Source organism: Odoribacter sp. N54.MGS-14 (assembly GCF_000980295.1).
Classification (GTDB): Bacteria; Bacteroidota; Bacteroidia; order Bacteroidales; family Marinifilaceae; genus Odoribacter; species Odoribacter splanchnicus.
In genome coordinates, this window is the sequence record NZ_LARL01000075.1 from 1 (window position 1) to 15,054 (window position 15,054).

13 protein-coding genes are annotated in these 15,054 nt (G+C 40.9%); 7 read left to right on the forward strand and 6 right to left on the reverse strand.

Annotation, left to right across the window (positions count from 1 at the left end; translation table 11 throughout):
• Positions 1 to 206: 206 nt before the first annotated feature.
• The gene (locus WS42_RS12530; protein ID WP_022160165.1) at positions 207 to 800 is read right to left on the reverse strand and encodes a sigma-70 family RNA polymerase sigma factor; all 594 of its coding nucleotides are present in this window, start codon (positions 798 to 800) and stop codon (positions 207 to 209) included.
• 273 nt (positions 801 to 1,073) lie between these two features.
• Here WS42_RS12530 and WS42_RS12535 point away from each other — a divergent pair, with 273 nt between their 5' ends.
• The 5 genes from WS42_RS12535 to groL all read left to right on the forward strand — a co-directional run bounded on the left by WS42_RS12535 (position 1,074) and on the right by groL (position 5,290).
• A complete protein-coding gene (locus tag WS42_RS12535) occupies positions 1,074 to 1,595 on the forward strand; it encodes an LptE family protein (RefSeq protein ID WP_022160166.1) in 522 nt (173 codons plus the stop codon).
• Between the two features lie 15 nt (positions 1,596 to 1,610).
• Positions 1,611 to 2,693, forward strand: coding sequence for a DUF8458 domain-containing protein (locus WS42_RS15625; protein WP_087395267.1), 1,083 nt, complete (start codon positions 1,611 to 1,613; stop codon positions 2,691 to 2,693).
• Positions 2,694 to 2,695: 2 nt separating this feature from the next.
• Complete coding sequence (secG, locus tag WS42_RS12545; protein ID WP_013612560.1) at positions 2,696 to 3,058, forward strand: preprotein translocase subunit SecG; 363 nt, start codon at positions 2,696 to 2,698, stop codon at positions 3,056 to 3,058.
• Between the two features lie 284 nt (positions 3,059 to 3,342).
• The gene (locus tag WS42_RS12550; RefSeq protein WP_013612561.1) at positions 3,343 to 3,612 is read left to right on the forward strand and encodes a co-chaperone GroES; all 270 of its coding nucleotides are present in this window, start codon (positions 3,343 to 3,345) and stop codon (positions 3,610 to 3,612) included.
• Between the two features lie 49 nt (positions 3,613 to 3,661).
• Positions 3,662 to 5,290, forward strand: a complete 1,629-nt coding sequence (gene groL, locus WS42_RS12555) for a chaperonin GroEL (protein ID WP_013612562.1) — start codon at positions 3,662 to 3,664, stop codon at positions 5,288 to 5,290.
• Between the two features lie 59 nt (positions 5,291 to 5,349).
• On the opposite strand, the gene WS42_RS12560 is transcribed toward groL, so the two are convergent.
• On the reverse strand, positions 5,350 to 5,829 hold the full coding sequence (locus WS42_RS12560; RefSeq protein ID WP_046451185.1) for a hypothetical protein: 480 nt from the start codon (positions 5,827 to 5,829) through the stop codon (positions 5,350 to 5,352).
• Positions 5,830 to 6,211: 382 nt separating this feature from the next.
• Between WS42_RS12560 and WS42_RS12565 the strand changes: the two genes are divergently transcribed.
• Both WS42_RS12565 and WS42_RS12570 read left to right on the forward strand, forming a co-directional pair.
• The gene (locus WS42_RS12565) at positions 6,212 to 7,978 is read left to right on the forward strand and encodes a Na/Pi cotransporter family protein (protein WP_013612564.1); all 1,767 of its coding nucleotides are present in this window, start codon (positions 6,212 to 6,214) and stop codon (positions 7,976 to 7,978) included.
• A gap of 42 nt (positions 7,979 to 8,020) precedes the next feature.
• Positions 8,021 to 9,574: a glycine--tRNA ligase gene (locus WS42_RS12570; RefSeq protein WP_013612565.1), complete on the forward strand. Its 1,554-nt coding sequence runs from the start codon at positions 8,021 to 8,023 to the stop codon at positions 9,572 to 9,574.
• A gap of 621 nt (positions 9,575 to 10,195) precedes the next feature.
• Here WS42_RS12570 and WS42_RS15630 read toward each other — a convergent pair.
• The 4 genes from WS42_RS15630 to WS42_RS12590 form a co-directional block, all read right to left on the reverse strand.
• Positions 10,196 to 10,678: a hypothetical protein gene (locus WS42_RS15630; protein ID WP_113028485.1), complete on the reverse strand. Its 483-nt coding sequence runs from the start codon at positions 10,676 to 10,678 to the stop codon at positions 10,196 to 10,198.
• A gap of 215 nt (positions 10,679 to 10,893) precedes the next feature.
• Entirely contained in the window at positions 10,894 to 12,828 is a 1,935-nt protein-coding gene (locus WS42_RS12580; protein ID WP_013612567.1) for a discoidin domain-containing protein, read from the reverse strand.
• A 109-nt stretch (positions 12,829 to 12,937) separates the two neighbouring features.
• Positions 12,938 to 14,389 carry an oligosaccharide flippase family protein gene (locus WS42_RS12585; RefSeq protein ID WP_046451187.1) on the reverse strand — a complete coding sequence of 484 codons (1,452 nt, stop codon included), beginning with the start codon at positions 14,387 to 14,389 and terminating at the stop codon, positions 12,938 to 12,940.
• 47 nt (positions 14,390 to 14,436) lie between these two features.
• Entirely contained in the window at positions 14,437 to 14,958 is a 522-nt protein-coding gene (locus tag WS42_RS12590; protein ID WP_046451188.1) for a hypothetical protein, read from the reverse strand.
• Positions 14,959 to 15,054 lie beyond the last annotated feature (96 nt).

Here is a 15,054-nt window from a genome sequence, read left to right on the forward strand (position 1 = left end):
CGGCGGTACTGCTGCCGGTGTTCTTCCGATTCCGCCAGCCATGCTTCTACCCTTTGTAGCTCCAGGCCTTCCAGTTCTCCCCGGAAATAAGCGGTTAATAATTCTTCGGTTTGTTTATCCAATGGTCCTTTTTCCATGCTACAATCTTGTTTTCATGTATTAGTACCGGAAAAATGGAAAAAGGTCTAATGGAAAATCAAAAAAAATTAAAAGATCTGACAAAAAGATTTTTTCTTGCAAAAAAAGAATAAAAAACCGGCAAATTTTTCTTTGTCCAATCGTTCCCGCAATTTCCGGACAGCATTTCCCAATAAGGTTTTTACGGTTGAAATGGAAACATTGTATTTTTCCGCCACCTCCCGATATTTCATATTGTGAATAAATACCTCTTCCATAATAACCCGGCTACGAGGCGGCAGGTTTTCCATTTCCTGCAAAACCTGAGTCAGAATCCGGTCATGTTTTTCATTATATTCTTCAAATGCCAGGTGTACCTCCTGCAAATCGGTAGTATTATGAAAAATATCCTGTTTTTCAAGTTTATTTAAGCAACGATTTCTTACAGATACATATAGAAAAGAAGTCAAAAAGGGGGCTGTCAGTTCTTTCTGTTTCCTTTTTTCCCAAAGGGCGATAAAAAATTCCTGAACAACACCCTCAGCCAATTGTATGTCTTTCAAAAAAGTATCTGCCCACACAACCAACCGGCTATAATAGGTATTGAACAACAAATCCATTCCTTTGGGATCTCCTGTAGACAATAACCGGCATATCTCATCGTCTCTTTTTGAATATTCCATAAAAAAACACTACGTTTTCTCACAATGTTCAAGCAAATTTCGTTCAAAGTTATAAATTGAATTGTTACCTCAAACAGAAAACCGGATATTTTAATACCTTCTCCTGTACTTCTTCTCCAACCATATTAGCTTTTCCGATACGATTTTAGCATACCCATCATCGATGCGAACCACAGAGAAGGCAGTAACCTGGGATTTATTCATTTTTACTCACCTGTGGATTATCTGAAAAATTTCATGTACATTTGTATTCAAATATCAGGAGAATGATCTATGGGAAAAATCAATTTTTTAATTCTATTGTTTGCCGCAGTACTTTGTTGCAATTCTTGTAAGCTTTATAAAGTAAGTTATTCCACGACAGGAGCTTCCATCAGTCCTGACGTAAAGACCTTTTCCGTGGATTATTTCCCGAATAAGGCTCCTCTGGTAGTACCTTATCTAAGTTCGCTGTTTACCGAGAAACTGACAGATTACATGCGTTCCAAAACAGGCTTGAGTCAATTGACCGATAACAACGGAGATATTCGTTTCGAAGGCCAGATCACCGAGTACAGCCAACGGCCCATCGATATCCAAAAAGATGAAATCGCAGCCTCCAACCGGCTGACGATCGGAATCAAAGTAAAGTATACGAATACGAAAGACGATAAATACGATTTCTCTTCTACGTTTTCCAACTATGCCGATTACTCGACCGACGCTGATTTCAATTCCATAGAGGAGAGCTTGATTATAGAAATCCTGGATAAGATTATCGACGACATATATAATAAGGCACTCGTCAACTGGTAATCGATCGGCAGAAGAATGAAAAGTGAAAAAATCATAGAATTTATACGTCATCCTGAAAAAATCAACAATGACGATCTACGGGAATTACATACACTCGTAGAACGTTATCCTTATTTTCAGACGGCTCGTATTCTATATTTAAAAGCTTTATATCTTCTGGGAGGTGTCAGATTTCGCAGCGAACTAAAAGCTTCGACCGTCCATCTTACGGATCATAAGCAATTTTTCAGGTACCTGAACAATCAGATCGGTTTCGAACCCTTGGGTTCCGGTACGGCAACCCCTAAAAATTCGCTGAGTCATATTGTCGACGAACGTATCCGCGAAATCCATGGTCATACCGTCGTTCACAGCCAGGGTATTCCGGTCTGTCAGACTACCGAAGAGACAACTACCGGATGCGAAGAAGACATCATACAATTCAATCTCCAGCAAAAGGGAAGAAAACGGCCGGAAAACGATGAGAAAGAAATCATTTCCAACCCTATCCGACTGGACGATGTACCGGGAATAATCGACGATTATTCCAACTCTACCCAAGAGGATAGGTCCGAAGCGAACCATTCTGCCACCCCGTATGCCTCCCCCATCCAGCCCATCGATCTGAGCGGAATACAGGGCATCGTAGATGAAGCCCCCCGTCCTGAAAATAATTTCTCTATCGATGTCGATCTGGACGAAGAAATAGCGGATGCACAGGAAGAAAAACCATCGGTCTCTCTCGATACTCCCGAAATCATCAGTGGCGGATACCGGCTGACCGACCAGCCTCATACCGAAGAAACCGTCATAACAGAGAAAGAATCCCGGAAATCCCGAAAGAAAAAAGACGATCTCATCGAGCGTTTTATTCAGTCTGAACCCATCATGCCCAAAATAACTTCGGCCTCGACGGATAACAGGGATCTATCTAAAGAAAATCCTTATATCCAAGAGGAATTATTCAGCGAAACACTGGCAAAAATATATGTCAAACAACATCTGTACGAAAAAGCAATCTCAACTTATATAAAATTAAGTTTGAAATATCCGGAAAAAAGTGTTTACTTTGCAGACCGAATCGAAAAAATAAAAGAGAACATTAATAATAAAGAGTAATTATGTATACGGCAATTTCTGTTTTGATATTCATTATCTGCGTTTTATTGATATTGATTGTATTGGTACAAAACTCCAAAGGCGGAGGCTTGGCTTCTTCATTTGCTTCTTCTAACCAAATCATGGGAGTAAGAAAAACGACCGATTTTCTTGAAAAAGCAACCTGGACGTTAGCCGGAGGAATGATGATCCTGTGTGTATTGGCCACCTTTTTTATCCCCAGAGGAGAAAATGCAGTAAAATCTGCTATCCAGGAACAAATCGAAGCTCAGCCTGTTCAGCAACAAACCATCCCGACTTTCCCGACCAATCCGGGAGCCGGCGAAAATGCCCAGGAAACAGGAGCTGCAACACCCGGAGAATAATTCCATTAAAACTTAAAATAGAATGTCAGTATGTCAGTCATACTGACATTTTTTTTGCTTTTCTGCCAAACCCTTTTTTCCCCTATTTTTTATCTTTTATCATTTTTCCTCTATTTTTCAATGATTTACATTTTCTTTCCTCCTCTTCCTTTCTGTCGTATTTTTTTTGGCACAAAATATGATAAGAAGGAAATGTTGTAACATTCAACCTTACAACGACGTTGAAATATTGCGTATTAATTTGAAAATAAAATCATATTATAAACTTTTAAATTTTTAACATTATGACACTGAAGACCGTACTTAACAAGGTAATTGTTGAGCCTGTTGAAGCAGAAACTGTAACTAAAGGAGGGATCATCATCCCCGACACAGCACAAGAAAAACCCCAGAAAGGTACAGTTATCGCAACTGGTAAAGGTAAAGCAGACGAACCGATGGAAGTAAAAGCAGGCGATACTGTTTTATTCGGAAAATATTCCGGTACAGAAGTTCATATTGACGACAAGAAGTATCTGGTCATGAACCAAAGTGATATCCTTGCAATTCTTTAATTGTAAATTGTAAGTAATCCCAAAAATTAAAATCTAAAACTAATTTGTTATGGCAAAAGAAATAAAATTCAATATCGAAGCTCGTGACCTGATGAAAAAAGGGGTAGATGAGCTGGCAAATGCAGTAAAAGTAACTCTGGGACCGAAAGGCCGGAATGTAGTCATCGAAAAGAAATTCGGAGCTCCCCATATCACCAAAGACGGTGTCAGCGTAGCTAAGGAAATCGAACTAGCCGATCCGTATGCAAATATCGGAGCACAGATGGTAAAAGAAGTTGCTTCTAAAACCGGAGATGATGCCGGAGACGGTACGACTACCGCTACTATCCTGGCCCAAAGTATCATCAATGTAGGGTTGAAAAACGTTACTGCCGGAGCTAATCCGATGGAATTGAAAAGAGGTATTGAAAAGGCAGTTGCTGCTGTCGTAAAACATCTTGAAGGACAAAAAGAAGAAGTAGGTAACAACTTTGAAAAAATCCGTCAGGTAGGTCGTATCTCTGCCAATGGCGACGAAACGATCGGTAACCTGATCGCCGAAGCAATGGAAAAAGTCGGCATCGAAGGAGTAATTACCGTTGAAGAAGCCAAAGGAACCGAGACAGAGGTAAAAACGGTCGGTGGTATGCAATTCGACCGTGGATATATTTCTCCTTATTTCGTAACCGACAGTGAGAAGATGATCTGCGAATTCGAAAATCCTTATATCCTGCTTTATGACAAGAAGATTTCTTCTATGAAGGAATTACTTCCGGTTCTGGAACCGGTAGCACAATCAGGTCGTGCCTTGTTGATCATCGCCGAGGATGTCGAAAGCGAAGCATTGGCTACTTTGGTGGTCAACCGTTTGAGAGGTTCTTTGAAGATTGCAGCAGTAAAAGCTCCGGGATTCGGTGACCGCCGGAAAGAAATGCTGGAAGATATCGCTATCCTGACCGGAGGTGTTGTCGCTTCGGAAGACAAAGGAATGAAACTGGAAAACCTGACTATCGATATGTTGGGTCGTGCAGACAAAATAAGCATCGACAAAGAAAATACGACGATTGTCAAAGGGGCCGGTAAAAAAGAATTTATTCAGGAGAGAATCGAGCAGATCAAGAAATTGATTGAAAATTCGACTTCCGACTATGATAAAGAAAAACTGAAAGAACGTCTGGCAAAATTGTCAGGTGGTGTTGCCGTCCTGTATGTCGGAGCAGCTTCTGAAGTTGAAATGAAAGAAAAGAAAGACCGGATCGACGATGCCCTGCATGCCACCCGTGCAGCCAGCGAAGAAGGTATCGTACCGGGAGGTGGTGTCGCTTACATCCGCGCACAAGCAGCCCTGGAAGGTCTGAAAGGAGAAACCGAAGACGAAACTACCGGTATCGAAATCATCAAACGGGCTATCGAAGAACCGTTACGTCAGATTGCTTATAATGCCGGTGTCGAAGGAGCTGTCGTTGTCAACAAAGTACGTGAAGGCAAAGGCGATTTCGGATACAACGCCCGGAAAGATATCTATGAAGATTTGAAGAAAGCCGGTGTGATCGATCCGAAGAAAGTAACCCGGGTAGCCTTGGAAAATGCAGCTTCTATCGCCGGAATGTTCCTGACTACCGAATGTGTATTGGTGGAAGAGAAAAAAGATGAACCTGCCGCTCCTGCCATGGGTGGCGGAATGCCGGGAATGATGTAATAAAAAATGGTTCAATACAAGGAAGCTGTCTGCGTTTGCAGACAGCTTTTTTTGATTAATTACCCGTATATTTTTTGATTAGTATCATAATACCCACTACTATTCGTAGGTAATCTTTTCAATTCTACTCCTTGCCAGATAATTTTAAGAATAATTTCTCCATTAGCCGTAAAATTTATCTTATTCCCTGATTTATAAGCACTACCACTTAAATGATTATAACCAATAAAAGTATCCCAAAACCCCGTATTGTAAAAAGCACTATTAGTTACAGCAGGTACAGTGATATCCCAAAAAACATCTACCCGTCCATCAGAATTCAAACCAGAGATTTTAACAATCCTTTGCCCACCACTTTCATTAGTTGACTTTAAACGAGGTAACATGTCAAATTGTTCAGAAACTAGTGTTCTAATATTTTCAGATTGCATATTCTGAATATATTTCAACACTTTTTCTAGCTCTTCAAACGAAGTTATAGCTTTCAAATTTTTGACTACTGACTTGTCTTTCACATTTTTCCACATTCTCCCATCCATATTTGGAAAACAACTTATCGTACTCCATTATTTCTGAAGTGTCATCCGATATGTTTTTTGAACAAGAAATGGAAAATAGTGAGATCACCATTAATACTAAATACAATTTTTTCATCATTTTTAAATTAATACTTATCTATTTAACAATGATATGAAAACATTTTATTATACCCAATAGTGAATCCTCGGAAAATATTCGGAATATTTATCCTCCCTTTTCGGGAAAAGTTTAGGGAACACACCGGCAAAAACGGTCTTATTCCTGCGTATTGTTTAATTCTTTCCTAAAAATCTTAAAAATATAAGTTCGTAATATTTTCGTAATCTGAATGAGTTTCCTATTTTTACAGTCGCAAAATTCGGAATCTTAAAAAATGCAAAAATGGATTATGGAATCTTTGATGTACTGAAGCTCATCGGATCGCTTGGTGTATTCCTTTATGGAATGAAACTAATGAGTGAATCTCTTCAGAAACTGGCTGGCAACAAAATGAGGCAGATATTGACAGCCATGACTTCCAATCGTGTTACGGGTGTACTTACCGGCTTATTTATTACAGCCCTGATACAAAGTTCTTCGGCAACGACAGTCATGGTCGTGAGTTTTGTCAACGCCGGATTGTTGGACCTGGTCGGCTCTATCGGTGTTATTTTGGGAGCCAATGTCGGCACAACCATCACCAGCTGGTTGGTTGCGGTGTTAGGACTGGGAAAATTCAGCATGAGCGATCTGGCTCTTCCGATTATCGGTTGTTCACTGCCCCTATTGTTTTCACAAAAACGTTCCCGCAAAACCTGGGGTGAAATGTTCGTCGGTTTCGGTTTGTTGTTTTTAGCCCTGCGTTTTCTGCAGGAATCGATGCCGACCGATTTGCACACTCTTCCCGGAGTAGGAGAATTCATACAAAAAATCAGCTTCCTGGGATTCCGTTCCTGGATGATCTTCCTGCTTATCGGTGCCGGTTTGACTACGATATTTCAATCCTCCTCGGCTACAGTTGCTTTAACTTTGGTGATGTGTTCGAAAGGCTGGATCGGTTATGAAGATGCTGCTGCGATGATTATGGGTGAAAATATCGGAACGACTATTACCGCCAATCTGGCAGCAGCAGTCGCCAACGTACAAGCCAAACGGGCAGCCCTAGCCCATTTTATCATCAATGTATTCGGAGTGATCTGGTTATTCCTGATATTTACCCCTTTTTTGAACTTCATCGGAGACTTGTGTGTCACCCTGCATCTCTCGACTTATAATCCCAAATTTTCGGACCCGAAACTGTTGAACGAAGCTTTCTCACCGGAAGCCCGGGCCGGAGTGACCGCTTCTATAAATGCCGCCATGCCGCTTGTATTATCCCTTTTCAACACCTTGGCAAAGGGGATCAACGTGGCTATTCTGATTTGGTTTACCGAATATCTGGCCCGGATTGTCAGTCGGATTATTCCTCCCAAGAAAGGGGAAGAAACTTTTACTTTGAAACATATCAAAATCGGTTTATTATCTACACCGGACGCCTCGCTTTTCCAAGCCAAACAAGAGATCTCCCTCTACGGGCAAAGTACGCTGGAAATGTTTCACAAAACAATCCAGGCTTTCGATATGCCCTCCGGAGAATATGAAAAAGAATTCGATTATCTCCAGAAAATGGAAGACGAAAGTGACCAGGTGGAAGTTGAAATTGCCGATTACCTGACCAAAGTTTCCGAATCCAGACTAACCTCCGAAAACTCCCAGCGGGTACGTGCGATGTTTAAAATCGTATCGGAAGTGGAAAGTGTAGCCGATTCTATTTTAAATGTCGCCAAAGCGATTTATCGTCGTAACGAACAGAAAATCACCTTCCCGGAAGAATTGTCCAATAAACTCAAACATATGTTTGCCTTAGTGGATGAATCTATCGTCGTTATGTGTGCCAATCTGGCTACCGAATATACCCAGGTAAACGCCAAGAAAGCCTATGAACTCGAACAAGCCATCAACGATTACCGGACCATTTTGAAACAGGAACACCTGATGGCGATCGAAGAAAAACGATACGAATATTCTATGGGTATTCTGTATAACGACCTTTTCTCCGAATGTGAGAAAATCGGAGACTATACGATAAATGTCACACAGGCAATGAAAGAAATCGGACACGAAGAATAAAATTTCATTACCTTTGTCACTCAAACAACATTTTATAAGATTATGGCACAGGAAGATGTATTCAAAAAATTAGTAGCTCATTGTAAGGAATATGGGTTTGTGTTTCCGTCTTCAGATATTTACGACGGACTGGGAGCTGTATATGATTACGGACAGAACGGCGTGGAACTGAAAAACAATATCAAACGGTATTGGTGGGAATCGATGGTCCGGTTACACGAAAATATCGTAGGAATCGACTCTGCCATTTTCATGCATCCGACCATCTGGAAAGCTTCCGGCCACGTAGATGCATTCAACGATCCCTTGATCGATAACAAAGATTCTAAGAAAAGATACCGGGCAGACGTTCTGATCGAAGATCAGATTGCTAAATACGACGAAAAAATCGAGAAAGACGTTGAAAAAGCCCGGAAAAGGTTCGGGGAAAAGTTCGACGAAGCCTTATTCCGGGAGACCAATCCTCAGATTCAGGAACACATCCGCAAAAGAGAAGCTCTCCACGAGCGGATGTCCAATGCCTTAAATGCCAATGACCTGAATGAAGTACGTCAGATTATTCTCGACGAGAAAATCGTCTGTCCGATCTCCGGCACCTGCAACTGGACCGAAGTACGCCAGTTCAACCTGATGTTCGCAACTGAAATGGGGTCTACCGCAGAAGGAGCCAGCAAAATTTACCTGCGTCCCGAAACAGCTCAGGGAATCTTCGTCAATTTTCTGAATGTACAGAAAACCGGACGCATGAAAGTGCCTTTTGGTATCGCTCAGATCGGTAAAGCTTTCCGTAATGAAATCGTCGCCCGCCAGTTTATTTTCCGGATGCGCGAATTCGAACAGATGGAAATGCAATTCTTTGTACGCCCCGGTTCGGAACTGGAATGGTTTAAAAAATGGAAAACGACCCGTATGCGTTGGCATCAGCTCCTGGGATTCGGGGAAGAAAACTATCGTTTTCATGATCACGAGAAGCTGGCCCATTATGCGAATGCCGCTACCGATATCGAATTCAAATTCCCCTTCGGTTTCAAAGAAGTGGAAGGAATTCATTCCCGTACGGATTTCGACTTATCACAACATCAACAATATTCCGGTAAAAAGATTCAATATTTCGATACCGAACTGAACGAATCTTATGTGCCTTATGTGATCGAAACCTCTATCGGTGTAGACCGGATGTTCCTGCAGATTATGTCGGCTGCTTATTGCGAAGAAGACCTGAGCAAAGACGGCAAACAGGATTCCCGTGTCGTACTGCGCCTGCCGGCAGCTCTGGCCCCGGTAAAGATGGCCATTATGCCACTGGTGAAGAAAGACGGGCTGCCTGAAAAAGCGCAGGAAATCATGAACCTGCTGAAATACGATTTCAACTGTCAATACGACGAGAAAGACTCTATCGGTAAACGCTACCGCCGTCAGGACGCTATCGGTACTCCTTTCTGTATCACTGTCGACCACCAGACTCTGGAAGACCATGCCGTCACTATCCGTGACCGCGACACCATGCAGCAGGAACGGGTAGCCATCGATCAGCTCTTCGGTATACTCAAAGAAAAATGCGATATGCAAACTTTGCTGAGAAAAATGACCGAATAGTCAGCTCATCGAGGGATCGGTTTCTTTGGTTAATAATCAGAATCACCGTCCTCCGGGTATACTTCACGTAAGTGCTGTGAATTCTGACGATCCGGAAGAACCCTGTCGGAATAATTATAATACATAGAATAAACCCCGAAAGCCAGATAAAACTTTCGGGGTTTATTCTATAATAATTACACCACCATGTAATAAGCAAATTTTAAATCGTCATTTTTCGGTAAAGTTAAATCACCACATTATAATCGAGATCATTTGTTTAAACTATTGATAATGTTGGTTTGCTTGTCATTATACAAAAAATGGGTTAAGGTATATGTCAGTTTTTCAGGGTTCATGCCGGAAGTGTTGGCTTCGAAAATAGGCTCCGGCTTCGTCGGGACTTCTACAAATTCCTCCCCATTGCGAACTCTGAGAATCTCGGCTATCTCCATCAGGCAGCAGCCGTTGAAGACACCCGTCTCAAGGTATTTGGAGAAGGCTTCGACAAGTGAAGCAAATTAAAAATTTTAGTGAAGATTTTCTTTTGAATTTAAACGTTCTACAGTATTAGTTGTTGTCGTTGTTGTATAGTCTAAAATATTTGAACCGATAGGGTCATAAATAAATCCGCCATGTTCATTAGATACATACAATACATAATGATTTAAAGTGCTTATTTTTATAACTCCATTCTAATTCCAAATATTCATAATCCAAATGAATTAAATTATCAAGCTGTTGTCTTAGTGAGGTGAGCAGACTTTTTTCTCCTATAGACTCTGCAATTTCTAATCGCTTACGAATAGAAATGATTTCAAATTTAGGCAACATTCTTTCCCGAATGACACAGGAATCTCCCCTTGATACTGTATCTCTCATCACTATGGGAGGTAAATGCAAAATAGCAGGAGCATTGTAGGATAATAAGGAATCTATTATATCGGATTTAACAGTTTGAGATCCAATTATTCCTTTATAGGTATACCCTAATAGTTTCAAAAACGACACATCACCCCTATTTTCTTCATTGAAGCTATTTTTTAAAGCTTCGAGCCGGTCTTGCCAAGTTGTAGGTGTATTTTGTGAAAAACATACATTTGTATATAAAACACCTGATATCAAAATAACAAAATAGAATAAATTGAATGATTTTTTTCCATACTTTTCTAATAATTTTTATTAGTTCAAATATATAACAATCCCAAATCAAAAATAAACGACTAATTATCTTATTTTTCCGAACATTGAGCCCAATTTTCAGTAGCCTAACTATGGTGTAACTGAATATTTTTTATTATAGGAAATTTTTCAATAAATGAAATTACTGCTTATGAGAATTACCAGAAAATCTGTTTCCCGTCAGAATAGGTAAAAATGCGTTCTTCTCTTCCACGGCTTACATCCCTAAGCCAATAGAGCGCATTCGAAGGAGCCAGATACTCCAGAACGACATCCCTGGCTATTCGGGGTCCGCCAATCAGTTGCCATCCCTCCGGTCCCCACCAATACAACTCGTAAGTGTCGCCCAATTGGATCATATTTCCATCGGTACGGGGAATAAAAATCAGTTTACCGATGTTCACTTCCTTTCCGAAATCCATCCCCACCCAGGCACCACTTCCAGTCGGCGCATCGAAAAAAGTCAATGGGTCTCCGTCGAATACCTTTTCTTTCACATGGTTAGGATCATTAAAACAACTTCCTTCCGTCCCTATAATTTCACCCACAATAGGGCGCATAGAATCTCTCTGATAAAATACCAATTCGGCAATATTACAAAGTCCGTTTTCGGCAGACAAATACCTCCAATAGCGCCAGGCAGTATCGGTAGTAACCTTCAGGGAATAAGCACTTTTCCACTCAGGTACCCGATAGATAGTAACCGAATCGCTGAAGTCCGCCCGATTGGCAGCCTGAATTTTTCCTCCTACAATCCGTCTTCCCATAGCATAAGCATTGTCAGAAGGAGGATATTTCCGGTAGAGTTTCAACTGTTGCCGATTCAACGTATCCCCTTTCAGAACAATTACCTTCCCGTCCGTATCCAATAAAAAAGGACTGGCCAAGGGTTTCAGCCCATCGGAAGTATAGTAAACAGGCAGATAAACAATATCACGGGCTACATTTTTAAAGAGGGCTTTTCCCCGGTGTATTCCGGCCCAATCGACCGGTACCCAATCTTCATTATCGAAAATAGTCAGATAAGCATAGTTTTCAGAGCATTTCACCGAAGAGGGAACTTCGATTTCCACATCGGAAGTGCGCATATATTCGGCTGTCACATCTTTCATAAAACAATTCTGGAAAAAATCGGGCACATCGCCACACTCCCGGTTCAATCTTTCCAGGTCACGGTTGATTGCATAAGTCTGCCTGTAAACTTTCCCTAACTTTTCTTCCACTTTATGAGGCATCCCCGGATCACTCTCCGTAGCCAGAAAAACTACATTTTTTCCCCTGTTATCCAACATCACATTCCAATAATGCCTACCGGACCTGACAGGCCATTGAGGGATAAAATCCATCATGACAGGAATCCCTTTCGAACGCATAATACTCAATCCCATCAAAGCATACTCCCGGCAAGACCCTCCCCTGGATTTCGGCAACAAGGAAGGAAACAACAGAGGAATTTTAGAAAAAGGTTCGAGGGTCTGAAAACGAATCTGAGTCCCGATCTCCCGGTTTACCCAAGTTGCAGCCCAAAATGCAGAGTGACTGAGCCGGGGATGCCGGAGGTCTATCTGTTCTTCATAACCGGTAGCAAATTTTTTCCGCCAATCTTCCAAAGGTTGGTATTGTCCGACCGTATAAGGCAATATGTATTCACAGAAATCATCAAAACCGACATGTGAAGCCCAGGGTTTTTCCCTCCAGACCCGAAAAGCACTATCGATATTGGCAATCAGAAAACCGGACTTTATCACCTTTATATCTTCCTGTACACGCAATCCGGATTTATAATACTCATGGATCTTATCGAGACTATCCTGCCAATTTCTCAAAGTATCGTTACTGAACACCGCATTCAAAGCCGCATAATAAGGCCCGATCGAATCGCCACCGATAGATAAATGCCCGGGCATATTTTCGATTAAAAAGCGGGCAGCCTCCCACTTCAGGCTATCTTTATCCTCTTCGGAATAATGACGCAATACCCGTTCCAGTTCTATCCGATTTTCCCCGGCCCTTTCAAGAGCCGATTCCAAAACCGAAGGCCGGCAAGCCGAACACCCGACAATAATAAAAAAAGAAAAGATTCTAAATAGCATTTTACATCCGAAATCAAAATTTATCGATATCCCCCTCTCAGCGACAGCCCATATTTGAATTACAAATATAATATTAAATTATTCTTCCAGAATTCCGATCATAATTTAACTAAAAAGGATGTCTGGAAATATTAATCTTTTCAACCTTCACTACTACCCCGGTATAGATTACAATCAAAGAGAGATTGAACAATATATTTCCTGTCCAGGATATATCCTTTTGCCATGCTCCCAAAAAATAGAATAATATACCGCCTGAAAGATAAAATAGGATACGTTTGAGCGGATAAGGAACCGGATAATATATTCTGCTCAAAATATAACTGACGATCACCATAATCCATTCGCTTCCCAGATGTGCCCAGGCCGTTCCGGCATATCCCAGACGTGGAAGTAATAATAAATTAAAAACAATCGTGCAAATCAATCCACTGCCGGTGACCAAAATGGCCAGACGGGTCTTACCGGTCCGCTTATACCAGAATGAAAGATTAAAGACTATACCATTTCCGATATTAGCAAACAAAACAACAGGGATAATAAATAATCCATCCCGAAAATCCGAACCGAGGATCAAACCAAAGAAATCGGAGAAAAGGGAAATCATTAAAAACAACAACATAGAAACGATCAAAAAATATTTTAACGTCTCCGCATTTGCTTTCAAGAAATCTTCCTTTTTAAAATCAGCCAGAAAAAACGGTTCTGCAGCCAAACGGAACATTTGCACAAACAACAACAAAATGCCTCCGAGTTTAAGGGCAGCTCCATAAATACCTAAAGTACTCATTGCCGACTCTTGCGGCAGCAAATATTTAATAAATTGGCGGTCGATAAATTCATTGGCGGTACCCGTAACCCCGCTGATCAGCAAAGGCAACGAATAGATAAATAAAGGCTGAAGCAATTTCCGTTTTATCCGAGGCCGGATTCCCCGGACGGCAGGAATCAGCATAAAAGCCGCTGTCACGCTAGCGATTAAATTCGATATCAAATAATATCCGGCACCATATTCTGCCGGGAAGATATTTTGCAGGTCTCTAATCCCAGGTATCACAGAATAAAAAACGATACAAAAAAACAGATTGACCAGTATCGTAACGACCCGGATTTTCACATAGGCCGATGCTTTATTTTCCTCTCTTAACTTAGCGAATGGTAAGGCCGTCACAGCATCGACGGTTATAATACTTCCCATCAATAATAGATACGACGGAGTTCCGGCATAATCCATCACCACCGACAAAGGATGCAAGAACAATAAGGTGAAACCGAAAAATAGAAGGCTCACTAATATAACGATACCCCAGGTGGTTTGAAATATCAATCTTTTCTCTTCAGAAGTTCCCGCCTTACCGGCAAAATGAAAATACCCTGTTTCCATCCCCATCGTAAGCAATAACAGGATAAAAGGAATGAGAGCATAGAGATCGGTCACCACCCCATACTCACCCGTAGTCATAATACGAGTGAGATAGGGGGTCAATAAGTAATTAAGAAAACGGGCAATAATACTACTGATCCCATATATAGCCGTCTGTGCAGCCAATTTCTTTAACATACCGGTATTCTATGTGGGATGAACAATCTACGACCAGTTAACACCGGTCATAAAGTATGGTACGAAAAAATTCTTTCACTTAATGGAGATGAAACAAAATTCAGGTTTTTCAAAGTTACACGAATTTCATCCCCCATATTCAGGTTCGAATGATAAAAATCCAACAATACATTATCGTCAGTAATAGAACCTGCATCAACAGATACTTGACCTTGATTTATGGTTACAACAAAAGTGACTGCTCCCCCATCTATAAATGGCATACATATCGTATTGTTTTCTGTACAGACTTCCATCCCATATATTCCCTTATCACTCATAAACTCCTTTTTCTGGTTAGAGAAATCAGGCATAACAAACTCATGTACCGACTCAGTACCCTCAGAAACAATCCTCTTTATGCAAACTGAATCACCTATATTCAAAGAAGTTCTATCATCCGAAATATCTGAGACAATACATGCTAATTCATTTCCATATTTATTATTACAAACAGAAATTACACCAGTATGATCGAACGGGATATAAAACAATGGTTCATTAATACTTAATGCGGTCATATTTGCCATATATTACATAACTATATTATGGTGAGTTCTATCAATTCAATTTATCCTCTTGTATCAGACAGCAGAACTCTTTAACTGCCCAATTTGTGAGTTTTA